We start from the raw sequence: 12437 nt of genomic DNA, 5'->3' as shown, positions 1-12437 counted from the left end.
ATATCCATATATGAGTATGCTTATGTTACCCCACCAGTTTTTCCGTCTGTTAGCCGATGAAACCCGAGTAAGAATCATTTTAATGATTCATCGCGAAACGTGTTTATCCGTTGGTGAGCTCACTCAAGCACTAGAAGAAAGCCAACCGAAAATTTCTCGTCATCTAGCGGTGTTAAGGTCAAACGGTTTGTTAACCGATGTGAGGCAGGGGCAATGGGTGTTTTACCGAATTGCACAAACCCTGCCAGGGTGGAGTCGTAAAGTTATCGAAGACCTCGGGAAATCTGAGTGTTTAACCGATAGCTATCAACAAGATGTATTGCGGTTAGCTCAGATGAGCGACCGTCCAGTTTGCTGCCAATAGTAGAGGTATTTATGACAATTAAAGTAGGTATTAACGGGTTTGGTCGTATTGGCCGATTAGCACTTAGAGCCTCGTTTGACTGGCCAGAAATTGAGTTTGTTCAGATTAATGATGTCGCCGGGGATACGGCAACATTGGCACACTTGCTTGAATTTGATTCAGTTCAAGGCCGTTGGCACCACAGCGTGGAAGCGGAAGGCAAAGACATAGTGATAAACGGCCAACATATCACTACGACGCAAAACAAAGCCATTGCGGATACCGACTGGTCTCAATGTGACGTGGTGATTGAAGCGACAGGTGTGCACCGTAAAACGGAATTATTGAATCAGTATTTAGATCAGGGTGTTAAGCGCGTCGTGGTATCGGCTCCAGTTAAGGAACCTGGTGTTGCCAATATTGTGGTGGGTGTCAACGATGAGATTTTTGACCCTGAACAGCACCGAATCGTCACAGCAGCATCGTGTACGACAAACTGCTTAGCACCTGTTGTCAAAGTTATTCACGAAAAATTGGGAATAGAGCGTGCTTCATTCACGACTATTCATGATTTAACTAACACCCAAACTATTCTAGATGCCCCACATAAAGATCTTCGTCGCGCTCGCGCGTGTGGTATGAGTTTGATTCCAACTACCACTGGTTCGGCGACGGCCATTGTTGAAATCTTCCCTGAACTGAAAGATAAGATTAATGGTCATGCGGTTCGCGTTCCTCTAGCCAATGCATCTTTGACAGACGTGATCTTTGATGTCAAACGCGATACCACTGCGGGAGAGGTGAATCAACTACTGCAGTCTGCGGCTGAAGGCGAACTCAAAGGCATATTAGGTTTCGAAACCAAACCTCTTGTTTCAATTGACTATAAAGGTGACCAACGCTCAACGGTTGTTGACGCGCAATCCACTATGGTGGTCAACGATCGCATGGTGAAGATTTACGCGTGGTACGACAACGAAATGGGTTACGCAACACGCACCGCTGAACTTGTGAAAAATGTTGGAGAGGCATAGAGATGAGTCATCCTATTTATGAATTGCCATTAGATTCTGGCGCGTTAATTTTGATGCCTAGCCCTGGGGCTAAAGGCTGTTCGACCGCTGAAGCTCTTGAGCAACTGCGCGAGCAAGGGGTGACGGCTGTGGTCACCGCTCAAACTCAGCAAGAAATGGAAGATAAAGGTGTGGCAGGTATTCCGGCAGAGTGTGAAAAACTCAAGCTAGCATGGTTTCATCTTGCTATTGAAGATGATGAGGGGCCAACTGACACGTTTGAAGCATTATGGCCGGCTGCAAGCCAATCACTTCAAGCTGCATTGCAAAACGGACATAAGGTCGCGATTCATTGCATGGGTGGCTCGGGCCGAACTGGATTGATTGCAGGTTTGTTACTGGCTGACCTTGGCTGGAAAGCCGAAGACATTGTTCAGCAGGTTCAAGCACTTCGTCCCGGGGCATTTACTAAAGCGCCGCAAGTGTCTTTTTTGCAGCAATATATGAGTGTAGAGCTCGCTGCAATCTAAAGAGATAGAGAGTCTGTGATGTTTAGTCGTTTTAGCCCAGAGGTTCGCCAGTACGGCCTTGTTACTTTCAACTACTGGAATTTCACCGTCACAGACGGTGCGCTGCGCATGCTGGTGGTCTTGTACTTTTATGATCTTGGCTACAGCACTTTGGCCATTGCCTCACTGTTTTTGTTCTACGAGTTTTTTGGTGTTGTCACTAACTTAGTCGGAGGTTGGTTAGGCGCAAGATTGGGGCTAAACCGAACCATGAATGTCGGGTTAGCACTCCAGATCTTTGCTCTGCTTATGTTAGCGATGCCAAGTGCATGGCTAACCATACCTTGGGTGATGGCTGCTCAAGCTATTTCAGGGATAGCCAAAGACCTTAACAAAATGAGTGCAAAAAGTGCCATTAAGACCCTTGTGCCTTCTGGAGAAAATCAGGCGCTTTACAAATGGGTAGCGGCACTTACTGGGTCTAAAAATGCGCTGAAAGGATTTGGATTCTTTTTGGGTGGAGTGTTGCTGGCGTGGATTGGTTTTCAGCAGGCGATGATCGCCATGGCATCCGTATTGGTACTTGTTTTTATCTCCAGCCTTATTTGGCTCAAACAAGAGATGGGGAAAAGCAAAACCAAACCCAAATTCAACGAAATTTTCTCGAAGTCACGTTCGGTAAACATTTTGTCGTTGGCTCGTCTATTTTTGTTTGGCGCGCGAGATGTGTGGTTTGTGGTTGCTTTGCCCATTTATCTGGGCTCTGTATTCGGCTGGGGCCACAGTTATGTGGGTGGATTCTTAGCGCTTTGGATTATTGCTTATGGCCTTGTTCAAGGATTGGCTCCTAAGCTCACCAAACAAGGACAAGATTATGCTCCGGGTGGTCGCGAAGCTTTGAAATGGGCAGTCGTTCTATGTGGCGTCACTGCTTTAGTTGCATTATCCATTCACCATCAGTGGTACCCGGAATACTCAATTATTATTGGCTTATTGGTGTTTGGCGCCGTCTTTGCTATCAATTCATCTTTGCACTCATATTTGATTGTTAGTTATGCCAAGGGCGATGGTGTATCACTTGATGTTGGTTTTTACTACATGGCAAATGCTATGGGTCGTTTGATTGGTACCATATTGTCAGGCTGGCTGTTTCAGGCCTACGGTATGGCCGTGTGTCTCTGGGTTTCGGTGGCGTTTTTAGTATTAACGTCGTTGATATCAGTGGGGTTGCCAACACAACGCAAGATCGAATCATCTGCTGTGTAAGTCACTATACCCAAGTAACTTCAAGATGCAGAATTCAGAGCTACATATTCTGGTTCAGTTCAAGGAAGAGAACGCAGCGGAATGACGAGTCCTTTCCAAGTTCTATGACGAAGAAATGAGACAGAATATGAGCTCCCAAGGGCGAGTTTAACTAGGCTTCATACTGCGTTATTGATTCTTGATGTAGAGCGACTAGATCTGCAAATCAATGCCTTGTCTGAAGCCTAGTTAATTCTCGCTGAACCTCGCATCTTGAGGTCACTTGGGTATATTAATAACAAAGGGAGCCAATGGCTCCCTTTGTTTTATCAGCTGGCTTATCAGCGCTTGACTGCGAAGTGCAGAAACTTATCACCGCGATAGGTCATAGTGCCTTTGTCGCCCGGATTAAGTGCGTGGAAATAGTGCACACCTACCTGAAACTCGCGCTTTGGTCCTACTTTGCCTTTCTGAACGTAAATCCAATATTCTTGGTCTTCTTGTCCAGGCTGTGCATCTGGGACATCAATCGCTTGTTTGTCCAGCACGGTAACCTCAGCAGTCAGCTCAGGTGCATTTTCACCCTTGATGTGTTTGCGATAAAATTGAACATATAGCCAGCCCGCCAACACAGCAAATAGCGCTATGGCGGCAATTAAAGTCAATGGCATGGTAAATCTCCCCCAATCGTCGGCAAGATTGTATCGATAATGGATAGATTTGGTAGCGGGTCGAGCTCAGAACCGTAGTTTGGTCAAATTATCGAGGTCAATAGATAGCAAATCTTAAGCGCATGTAACAAAGCTGATGACAAAAATGACGATAGTTTGACGATTAGTTGGCACTATTTTGGCTTGGTAACGTCTAATATTAACAGGTACCCAAGGAGGGCATATGTCTGATATTGAACGCGTCATTCAACGAAGTCGACGAATTGAAAGGTTATTGAGAGAAAGCTATCACGCGGAAGGAAAAGGACTGCACCAATTGATCACCAGTAGTGAAGAAAGGCTTCCTCATGATGTAATTAGTAAGCTGAGATATATTGCGACTATCCGTAATAAGACGGTGCATGAAGACGACTTTCAACTGGATAATCTCAATCAGTTTATGTCGGTCTGCGATCAGTGTGAACGTGAGTTGACCCCGCGCAGTTCTCGTTTTGTGTGGCGAGCTGCAGTTTTTCTAATGATGCTGATGACTTTCGGTGCACTTGCTGTGTACTACACCTACTGGGACACTTTTGTCGATCAACTTAAGTAAATTCACATACTCAAACTAACAGGTCGCCCTTAACTCGATAAGAGCAATGGTAGGGTCATCAGGGCAAAAACGACTAAGATCATCACGACTCCTTTCACTTGTGATAACGACATAACTCCCCCTTTTTGTTTGTCTGTTAAGATAATAGTCCATAACTTTCATATTTTGTAGTTTTCATTTGAAATTTTCTTGCTTTTCGATGTCTTTTTTGTTTTTAACTTTCTTTAATTTTTAATTTAAACAATGAGTTATTTTGTTTAATTGCTTTAATTTTGTTTTGGAATTTATCTTATCTGGGTTTGTTTAGTTTTGGTTTCTACACATAATGATTGGGACAAATGCCATTGGTTTTCCTTTTCAAAGTCATAGTTATCGAAGGATTGACATTTTTTTATTGGTATTTATTGTCTGTTCAAGTTGTTTTTTATTTAGGTTCTCTAAAATTAAAATAATTAATTTATCCATATGATAGTAAGTGGTTTTTTTTAAATTTTTGTCAGGTTTAAATGTGGTTTTTTCTGTTTTTTCTTTTTTTGATACTCTTTGGCGAGGTTTTGGTTTAATTTTTTTGTTATCAGCTCAAAAACAATGTTTTTGTTATCCCGATGTTGAACGCTTGTTGCTGAGTTTTTCATCGCTCTCTAATTGCCCTACAGAGATCCAACTTTTCTGTCCCTGTTCTGGACAATGCTTACCTGCTGCCTAAACTGTTCGCTGGTCTTAATTGAGGCAATAGTAATGTGGAGCTGGTTATCGGTGGCTTTGTCGGGCTACATTAGTGTTTCAGCCGTAGAAAATAACAACAAAGTACTCGCTGTTGTGTTCAAAACATTTAGTTTGAGCATGTTGCTGATCATGCTACTCGAGCAACCGTTGTCGACTTCATCACCGGCTAGTTGGGTAGCACTCGGGCTATGCGTTTCTATTATTGCCGATGCTTTTTTTCTATTTCGTCGTTATCGCAGCGCCTGTTTTGGAGCTTTTCTCGCAGTTCAGGTTATCTATGGCTATGCGTTTTGGATGCGAATTGACGGTGAAATGATCTGGTGGCTTCCAGCTATGTTGTTTGGCGCTGGCACCGTACTTTTCTTTTTGTTATTGCCCAAGCTGGACCGTGTGGTCTTACCCGTTTTGTTAATGGGTGCAACGTTAATTCAGTTGATGTGGGCATCGGGTGAAGTATTGCTGCTTCATACTTCTAATCAGAGTCTATTGGGCTTTTTAGGCAGTATTACACTATGCTTCTCAGCGGTTCTACTCGCGATTCATGATTACAAACATCCAGTTTGGCTAGGGCGCTACCTGATTTCTGGTAGCTATTTGCTGGCTCACGCGTTGATAACCGCGTCGGTTGCGATTTAATTGCAACAAATCAAAGTTTTTCTGATGCCGTGCAGTAATCTGAGAACAGAACAAGTTCGAGGAGAATTGATATGTCAGAGCAAATCCACGCTCATCAGGTATTACAGCTGCTCAGTGAAACAGAGCTGACTGAGCATGAACTAAAATCTCAAGCGATTGCACATTTTGGCGAACATACGCTTTACCGCACTTGCAAGCGCAGTGGCTTTTCGATCGACGATTTATTGGTTTTCTTTGTTGAGAAGCAAAAAGTGCTGATTCACGATGGCAAGTTAACCCTCAACCGACGCAAGGTGTGCAGTCACTAGGTCTGCAGACTCTCATCTCAATCTAGTCTTCAATTAGTCGAGCATAGTCTTAACGGCGTTGCTATACTTGCGCCGTTATTGTTACAAGGCTTTACCAGTATGGAGATTTTGTCCGCTGCGACCATGTTATTCCTAATCATGGATCCGCTAGGAAACCTACCTATTGTGCTTTCTATATTGAAGCATATCGATCCAAAGCGTCGTCGTAAGATACTGATCCGCGAGCTATTGTTTGCGTTAGCGATCTTATTGTTGTTCCTGTTTGCGGGTCAGAGCATTTTAACCTTCTTACAGGTACAGCCAGAAACGCTAAGTATCTCAGGTGGCATCATCTTGTTTATCATCGCTATTAAGATGATTTTCCCCAGCGCGGGCAGCATTACAGGGCTTGCGGCTGGAGAAGAACCATTTATTGTTCCAATGGCTATCCCGATGATTGCGGGTCCTTCTGTGATTGCGGCGCTGTTGCTATTATCGAGCCAGCACCCAGATAAACTGACGGATCTGTCTATAGCCGTTGCTATTGCCTGGGGAGCCACGTTTTTTGTATTGATGTTCTACAACTTCTTCCACCGAGTTTTGGGGGAAAGAGGACTCAAAGCAACAGAGCGTTTGATGGGATTGCTGTTGGTTATGATTTCGACCCAAATGTTCTTGGATGGAGTCAAAAGTTACATTGGGTAACTGAGAACGATTGATGAACGGCCTCTAAACGTGCAGTTTAGAGGCCGTTTTTGTATGCCTATGAAGGTCTATTCGCCTTTATTTACTTATTCTGACTCAAGTACTTTTGTTTGAGCTCAAGCAACGCAAACACGCCGAAGGCAAAAATAGCGATTTTTTCCTGTCGACTTAACTGTACTTGATTGCCAAAGGCTTTCACGAACACTTGCAGTTGAATACCATGCATGACGAAAAGAAACGCTGTCATCAAATACAACGCAGTTGAGATTTGCCCTTGGAATGGACTAATGAGGTTAAATAGCAGCACTAACCACACAAACGCGACCGCTGCCTTCGCAACACCAAGTAAGAGCTTCATGATTATTCCTTTAGAAATAAGCGATAGCAGACCTGACCAGCAGTTTTTTCGCGATGCAGATTCCATGCGTCAGGCAAAGTGGGCAGCTCTAACTCTTTTTCACATTCGAGATAAATCGCCGCTTGATCACTGAGCCAATGGTTTGATTCCAACAAATTAAGGACTTCATCAAGCAGCCCTTTGCGAAAAGGCGGATCGATAAAAATTACGTCATAGGGTAAGGCTGGTTTTTCCTTTAATACAGCGAGTGCATCTGCTTCAACAATCTCGATACTATTGGTTTTCAGAGAAGCCGCATTTTGTCTCAGTTGCGCTGCGGCTTTTGGGTTGAGCTCAATCATAGTCACTAATTCAGCTTGTCGTGATGCCGCTTCAAAACCTAAACCACCTGCGCCCGCAAATAGGTCCAAACACCTTGCTTGGGGTACATATGCCGCGAGCCAGTTGAACAAGGTTTCTTTGACTCTATCACTGGTTGGCCTTAACCCCTCAGCATCATGAACGGGGAGTTTTCGTCCTCGCCACAATCCGCCAATAATACGAATTTGTCCGACAGAAGGTGATTTTTGTGAAGTCTTAGACTGACGTCTTCTAGGCATAGATTTTTTGACCGTTTATAAAGTGATACGATACTCTATCGCCCAAATTCAGGCGGTGAGGCAATGGCGAAGTTTAACGTCAAATGACGTGGTTTACATCCCGCCCATTAGAAAAGCAGCCTCATCGAGCCAAAACATACAAATAGCTCGTCAAAGAGCCATTATTTAGGATAGTAAATTCAATGACAGAAAAGAAAAAGCGCGGACTGTTGTCTTGGTTGGGGTTTGGTGAAGAAGAAAACCAATCTCCTGACAACAAGAGCGAACAAGCGCTAGCGTCTACCGAAGAGCAAGTTGAACCAGAACAACAATCGCAAGAAGACAGCGTCAGTGAAGTTACTGAAACGGAAAAAGAAATAGAAAACGATCCACCGCAAGCTTCTGAAGAGTCAGTGGTTAGCGCGCCGCGAGTAGAAGAGCAAACCAAGCCCAGTGAAGGCTTTTTCACTCGTTTAAAACGCAGTTTATCTCGAACTAAAGCGAATATTGGTTCAGGTTTCTTTGGTTTATTCCAAGGAAAGAAAATCGATGATGAATTGTTCGAAGAGTTAGAAGAGCAATTGTTGATTGCCGATGTCGGCATGGACACCACAGTTAAGATCATTGATAACTTGACTGAAAAAGCATCTCGCCAAGATCTGAAAGATGGCGAAGCGCTATATGGCTTACTCAAACAAGAAATGGCAGAGATCTTATCTACCGTTGAGCAACCTCTGCAAATTGACGAAAGTAAAACCCCTTACGTTATTTTGATGGTAGGTGTGAATGGCGTGGGTAAAACCACCACCATAGGTAAGTTAGCCAAACAATTCCAAGCTGAAGGTAAAAAAGTGATGTTGGCTGCGGGTGATACCTTCCGTGCCGCTGCTGTCGAACAGCTACAAGTTTGGGGTGAGCGCAATCAAGTGCCTGTGATCGCTCAACATACTGGCGCTGATAGTGCTTCGGTTATCTATGATGCAATCGAAGCGGCGAAAGCGCGCGGCGTTGATGTGGTGATTGCTGACACCGCCGGCCGTCTGCAGAACAAAGCGAACTTAATGGAAGAGCTTCGCAAAATTGTGCGTGTAATGAAGAAAATTGATGATTCAGCACCACATGAAATTATGCTTACTCTAGATGCCGGTACAGGGCAAAACGCGATCAGCCAAGCCAAGCTGTTTAGTGACGTTGCACCATTGACGGGTATTACACTAACCAAACTGGATGGAACGGCAAAAGGCGGTGTGATTTTTGCGCTTGCTGACCAATTCCAAATTCCTATCCGTTACATTGGGGTAGGAGAAGGCATCGATGATCTGCGTCCATTTGAAACGGAACAGTTTATTGAAGCGCTATTTAGTCGTGACGACTAGTTAATAGGGAGACGCTGAGTGATTCGATTCCAACAGGTAAGCAAGGCTTACCGAGGTGGTCGTCAGGCATTGCAAAAAGTGGATTTCCATTTGAGACGCGGAGAAATGGCGTTTCTGGGTGGGCATTCTGGAGCAGGGAAAAGTACCCTGCTCAAACTCATTTGTGCTATCGAACGACCATCTGACGGTAAAATTAGTTTTAATGGGCATGATATTACGCGCATCCCGAATCGTGATATCCCATTTTTAAGACGTAATATTGGAATCGTATTTCAAGATCATCGCCTGTTGATGGATCGCAGTGTTTTTGAAAATGTCGCGCTGCCTATGCGAATTGAATCAGTATCAGAAAATGATATTAAACGTCGTGTCTCAGCCGCGCTTGATAAAACCGGTTTATTAGATAAAGCCAAGTGTTTGCCATCGCAACTGTCTGGTGGTGAACAGCAACGAGTCGGTATTGCTCGAGCGGTGGTGAACCGTCCCACCTTAGTTTTAGCGGATGAACCGACAGGTAACCTAGACCCGGATTTGTCTGGTCGTGTGATTAAGTTGTTTGAAGAGTTTAACCGCGCAGGTGTAACGATATTGCTGGCAACGCACGATATTGGTTTGGTGAACTCTCGTCCTCAGTATCGTCATTTGGAACTGAACCAAGGTTATCTCAGCGAGGTGGAGCAGTATGGTCAAGCGGTCTAAGGCACAACCGAAAAAAAAGGCAGCGGCAAACAAGCAAAGCCGTAGCGCCAAACGTTTGGCCACCGATGGCTTTATCAAGGTGCATTTTAAGCAAGCCAAGCTGGCCTTGAGTGAACTTTGGCTGCGGCCTTTAGGTAACTTGATGACATTGTCGGTTATCGCGATGGCGCTCACCTTACCAACTTGCCTCTATTTATTAGGTAAAAACATTGCCATTGCATCAAGCGATGTGACTAGCCCAGCTCACATTAGTGGTTTTGTTCAAGAAGACACAACAGAAGCGCGAATCATCATCATAAAAGATTCACTTGAGTCTCTACCCGTCGTTTTGAGTGTGGATTACATCTCTTCACAACAAGGCTTGGCTGATTTAAGTGAGTATTCAGGTTTTGAAAATGCCATATCATTACTTGATAACGCATCATTGCCCGCCGTTCTAATCGTGACCCCTAGCGACGACAAAGCCGAATCGACCGAAATCATCGTCGAAAAGATGCGATCGTTTGATGTCATTACCGATGTTCGCTTAGATGAAGATTGGTTATCACGACTTGACGCCATTAAATCACTGGTAGCGGCGATTGTGATTGCGTTGAGTATTTTGATGTTGGGATCCGTCTTCTTAATTGTCGGTAGCACATTGCGATTTAACGTGTTGGCCAACAAAGAAGAAATACAAACCATGAAACTTATTGGGGCAACAGACGGTTTTATACTGAGACCGTATTTGTACACGGGTATGTGGTTCGGTTTGTTAGGTTCAATAACCGCTTGGTCGATGACTGCCGTTGTGACCGTTGTGCTCAATGATAGAGTGGAACTTTTGGCAGCACTTTATGACAGCCAGTTTCGACTAATTGGTCTAAACTGGGATGAGTCGCTGTTATTGGTTGTGGTCGGCACCTTTCTAGGATGTGTGGCAGCGAAAATCTCTGCACATCGTCATCTAAAAGAAATTGAACCAGTATAAATAGTAAAGGTCATAGTTAAAGAAAGTACACGATGGCGTATACTTTTTCTCTTGTATAGTCTTTTCGATTATGCATAATGATCGGTCTCAGCCTGAATCTTAAGCAATCTAGGCTGGTATTTTTATTCAGTGTCCATGTCAAACTTGATGAGGAATGGAATGACAAGTAACGCGTATCCAATGGCCGTTGTCACTCAAGATAGCTTAGATAGCTACATTCGTACGGTAAACAGCTATCCAATGCTGACCGCCGATGAAGAGCGGGAGCTGGCAGAGCGTCTACACTACAATGCAGAAATTGATGCAGCGAAAGGGCTGATTTTGTCACACCTGCGTTTTGTAGTTCATATCGCTCGTGGTTACTCAGGTTATGGATTGCCAATGGCTGATCTAGTTCAAGAAGGCAATATCGGACTAATGAAAGCGGTAAAACGCTTCAACCCAGAAGTTGGTGTTCGATTGGTGTCTTTTGCCGTTCACTGGATCAAAGCTGAAATTCACGAATATGTGTTGCGCAATTGGCGCATCGTAAAAATTGCGACAACTAAAGCGCAGCGCAAGCTGTTCTTTAACCTTCGCAAATCTAAAAAGCGCTTAGGTTGGTTCAACAACGGTGAAGTGGAAACAGTTGCACGTGAACTTGGTGTAGAGCCGTCAGAAGTCCGCGAGATGGAATCGCGTCTTGCCGCGCAAGATTCTGCCTTTGATATGCCAATGGACGATGACGACACAGGTACCGCTTACACAGCTCCTATGCTGTACCTAGAAGATAAGGCCTCAGATTTAGCTGAAACCGTTGAAGCGCAAAACTGGGAAGCTCACACCCATAATCGCCTAAGCCTGGCATTGTCTACGCTAGACGACCGCAGCCAACACATTGTTCGCTCTCGCTGGTTGGATGACAACAAGACAACGCTTCAAGATTTAGCAGAGGAATATGGGGTATCAGCCGAGCGTATTCGTCAGCTGGAAAAAAATGCGATGAAAAAGCTAAAAGTTGCGGTTGGTGAGTTCGGCTAATACCGCGATCATTCCTTTAAGCATTTTTGAGAAACCATGATCTAAAGATCATGGTTTTTTTATGCTTGTGATTCAATTACCTGTGCATAAGTCTGTGACAAAAAATGTAACAGGGCGAGCTGAACACTGCTAAATACTGGGATTCTGACCAGTATTCTAATTTGGATAAAAAGCTAACTACCCACAGAAAAAACAAGATCAATACTAGATATTGTGGATCTTTTTGCATCAAGACACTTTATCAACCTAATCCACAGCGTTATGCACAGGTGGTGCAAATTTGATCAGGCAAAGAAGGCCACAATGGCTGTCCGTACTTGTTTGCTTTTGGATAGGTTACAATCCAGACACTACAATAAACAGTCATTGGAAGCGAAAGGACCCTTTATGGAACAGTTTAAACATATCGATGTAAAAAGCGCTTTAGAGCTTATGCAAAGCCAAGATGCGCGTTTGGTCGATATTCGTGACCCTCAATCATTTGCAGTATCACATGCCAAAGAAGCGTTTCACCTAACTAACGATACGGCTGTCCAATTTATGCAAGATGTTGACTTTGATACGCCAGTGCTAGTGATGTGCTATCACGGCATTAGTAGCCAAGGTGCTGCCCAATACCTGGTGAATCAAGGCTATGAAACCGTCTACAGTGTAGATGGTGGCTTTGAAGTCTGGCAGAGACAAGAGTTACCAACAGAAGCTAGCTAAT

16 protein-coding genes are annotated in these 12437 nt (G+C 44.2%); 13 read left to right on the top strand and 3 right to left on the bottom strand.

Going from position 1 to position 12437, the window contains the following annotated elements; translation table 11 throughout:
- Positions 1 to 22 precede the first annotated feature (22 nt).
- Genes ACXAFJ_RS19690 through arsJ form a run of 4 tightly spaced genes read left to right on the top strand, consistent with a single transcriptional unit; the run spans position 23 to position 3131 of the window.
- The gene (locus ACXAFJ_RS19690; protein WP_475325849.1) at positions 23 to 364 is read left to right on the top strand and encodes a metalloregulator ArsR/SmtB family transcription factor; all 342 of its coding nucleotides are present in this window, start codon (positions 23 to 25) and stop codon (positions 362 to 364) included.
- Between the two features lie 11 nt (positions 365 to 375).
- Entirely contained in the window at positions 376 to 1377 is a 1002-nt protein-coding gene (locus ACXAFJ_RS19685; RefSeq protein WP_475325848.1) for an ArsJ-associated glyceraldehyde-3-phosphate dehydrogenase, read from the top strand.
- 2 nt (positions 1378 to 1379) lie between these two features.
- A complete protein-coding gene (locus ACXAFJ_RS19680; RefSeq protein ID WP_475325846.1) occupies positions 1380 to 1886 on the top strand; it encodes a phosphatase domain-containing putative toxin in 507 nt (168 codons plus the stop codon).
- 18 nt (positions 1887 to 1904) lie between these two features.
- Entirely contained in the window at positions 1905 to 3131 is a 1227-nt protein-coding gene (gene arsJ, locus ACXAFJ_RS19675; protein ID WP_475325845.1) for an organoarsenical effux MFS transporter ArsJ, read from the top strand.
- A 320-nt stretch (positions 3132 to 3451) separates the two neighbouring features.
- Here arsJ and ACXAFJ_RS19670 read toward each other — a convergent pair whose 3' ends face one another.
- Entirely contained in the window at positions 3452 to 3781 is a 330-nt protein-coding gene (locus tag ACXAFJ_RS19670; protein WP_475325844.1) for a DUF2500 domain-containing protein, read from the bottom strand.
- Positions 3782 to 4004: 223 nt separating this feature from the next.
- Here ACXAFJ_RS19670 and ACXAFJ_RS19665 point away from each other — a divergent pair, with 223 nt between their 5' ends.
- The 4 genes from ACXAFJ_RS19665 (at position 4005) to ACXAFJ_RS19650 (ending at position 6727) form a co-directional block, all read left to right on the top strand.
- A complete protein-coding gene (locus ACXAFJ_RS19665) occupies positions 4005 to 4373 on the top strand; it encodes a DUF4145 domain-containing protein (RefSeq protein WP_475325842.1) in 369 nt (122 codons plus the stop codon).
- Positions 4374 to 5111: 738 nt separating this feature from the next.
- The gene (locus tag ACXAFJ_RS19660) at positions 5112 to 5735 is read left to right on the top strand and encodes a lysoplasmalogenase (RefSeq protein WP_475325841.1); all 624 of its coding nucleotides are present in this window, start codon (positions 5112 to 5114) and stop codon (positions 5733 to 5735) included.
- A gap of 71 nt (positions 5736 to 5806) precedes the next feature.
- Entirely contained in the window at positions 5807 to 6043 is a 237-nt protein-coding gene (locus tag ACXAFJ_RS19655) for a YecH family metal-binding protein (RefSeq protein WP_475325839.1), read from the top strand.
- Between the two features lie 99 nt (positions 6044 to 6142).
- Entirely contained in the window at positions 6143 to 6727 is a 585-nt protein-coding gene (locus ACXAFJ_RS19650) for a YhgN family NAAT transporter (protein ID WP_475325838.1), read from the top strand.
- 82 nt (positions 6728 to 6809) lie between these two features.
- Here ACXAFJ_RS19650 and ACXAFJ_RS19645 read toward each other — a convergent pair whose 3' ends face one another.
- The gene (locus ACXAFJ_RS19645) at positions 6810 to 7085 is read right to left on the bottom strand and encodes a DUF1145 domain-containing protein (protein WP_475325837.1); all 276 of its coding nucleotides are present in this window, start codon (positions 7083 to 7085) and stop codon (positions 6810 to 6812) included.
- A 2-nt stretch (positions 7086 to 7087) separates the two neighbouring features.
- Complete coding sequence (gene rsmD / locus ACXAFJ_RS19640) at positions 7088 to 7684, bottom strand: 16S rRNA (guanine(966)-N(2))-methyltransferase RsmD (RefSeq protein WP_475325835.1); 597 nt, start codon at positions 7682 to 7684, stop codon at positions 7088 to 7090.
- 182 nt (positions 7685 to 7866) lie between these two features.
- On the opposite strand from rsmD, the gene ftsY reads away from it, so the two are divergent.
- The 5 genes from ftsY (at position 7867) to glpE (ending at position 12436) form a co-directional block, all read left to right on the top strand.
- Positions 7867 to 9039: a signal recognition particle-docking protein FtsY gene (gene ftsY / locus ACXAFJ_RS19635; RefSeq protein ID WP_475325834.1), complete on the top strand. Its 1173-nt coding sequence runs from the start codon at positions 7867 to 7869 to the stop codon at positions 9037 to 9039.
- A gap of 18 nt (positions 9040 to 9057) precedes the next feature.
- A complete protein-coding gene (gene ftsE, locus ACXAFJ_RS19630) occupies positions 9058 to 9738 on the top strand; it encodes a cell division ATP-binding protein FtsE (RefSeq protein WP_475325832.1) in 681 nt (226 codons plus the stop codon).
- Positions 9722 to 10708 carry a permease-like cell division protein FtsX gene (gene ftsX, locus ACXAFJ_RS19625; RefSeq protein ID WP_475325831.1) on the top strand — a complete coding sequence of 329 codons (987 nt, stop codon included), beginning with the start codon at positions 9722 to 9724 and terminating at the stop codon, positions 10706 to 10708. The genes ftsE and ftsX overlap by 17 nt, the downstream gene beginning before the upstream one ends.
- 159 nt (positions 10709 to 10867) lie before the next feature.
- Positions 10868 to 11728, top strand: coding sequence for an RNA polymerase sigma factor RpoH (gene rpoH, locus ACXAFJ_RS19620; RefSeq protein WP_475325829.1), 861 nt, complete (start codon positions 10868 to 10870; stop codon positions 11726 to 11728).
- A gap of 387 nt (positions 11729 to 12115) precedes the next feature.
- Positions 12116 to 12436, top strand: coding sequence for a thiosulfate sulfurtransferase GlpE (glpE, locus tag ACXAFJ_RS19615; protein ID WP_475325827.1), 321 nt, complete (start codon positions 12116 to 12118; stop codon positions 12434 to 12436).
- Position 12437: the final 1 nt, after the last annotated feature.

This window comes from Vibrio sp. ABH4_348 (assembly GCF_056159765.1).
This window is presented reverse-complemented; position numbering and strand designations above follow the sequence as displayed.

Coding starts and splice junctions, on each gene's coding strand:
- ACXAFJ_RS19665 (WP_475325842.1), top strand. CDS start 4,005: ATGTCTGATATTGAACGCGTCATTCAACGAAGTCGACGAATTGAAAGG.
- ACXAFJ_RS19670 (WP_475325844.1), bottom strand. CDS start 3,781: ATGCCATTGACTTTAATTGCCGCCATAGCGCTATTTGCTGTGTTGGCG.
- glpE (WP_475325827.1), top strand. CDS start 12,116: ATGGAACAGTTTAAACATATCGATGTAAAAAGCGCTTTAGAGCTTATG.
- ACXAFJ_RS19655 (WP_475325839.1), top strand. CDS start 5,807: ATGTCAGAGCAAATCCACGCTCATCAGGTATTACAGCTGCTCAGTGAA.
- arsJ (WP_475325845.1), top strand. CDS start 1,905: ATGTTTAGTCGTTTTAGCCCAGAGGTTCGCCAGTACGGCCTTGTTACT.
- ACXAFJ_RS19660 (WP_475325841.1), top strand. CDS start 5,112: ATGTGGAGCTGGTTATCGGTGGCTTTGTCGGGCTACATTAGTGTTTCA.
- ACXAFJ_RS19645 (WP_475325837.1), bottom strand. CDS start 7,085: ATGAAGCTCTTACTTGGTGTTGCGAAGGCAGCGGTCGCGTTTGTGTGG.
- ftsX (WP_475325831.1), top strand. CDS start 9,722: ATGGTCAAGCGGTCTAAGGCACAACCGAAAAAAAAGGCAGCGGCAAAC.
- ACXAFJ_RS19680 (WP_475325846.1), top strand. CDS start 1,380: ATGAGTCATCCTATTTATGAATTGCCATTAGATTCTGGCGCGTTAATT.
- ACXAFJ_RS19685 (WP_475325848.1), top strand. CDS start 376: ATGACAATTAAAGTAGGTATTAACGGGTTTGGTCGTATTGGCCGATTA.
- rsmD (WP_475325835.1), bottom strand. CDS start 7,684: ATGCCTAGAAGACGTCAGTCTAAGACTTCACAAAAATCACCTTCTGTC.
- rpoH (WP_475325829.1), top strand. CDS start 10,868: ATGACAAGTAACGCGTATCCAATGGCCGTTGTCACTCAAGATAGCTTA.
- ACXAFJ_RS19650 (WP_475325838.1), top strand. CDS start 6,143: ATGGAGATTTTGTCCGCTGCGACCATGTTATTCCTAATCATGGATCCG.
- ftsY (WP_475325834.1), top strand. CDS start 7,867: ATGACAGAAAAGAAAAAGCGCGGACTGTTGTCTTGGTTGGGGTTTGGT.
- ACXAFJ_RS19690 (WP_475325849.1), top strand. CDS start 23: ATGTTACCCCACCAGTTTTTCCGTCTGTTAGCCGATGAAACCCGAGTA.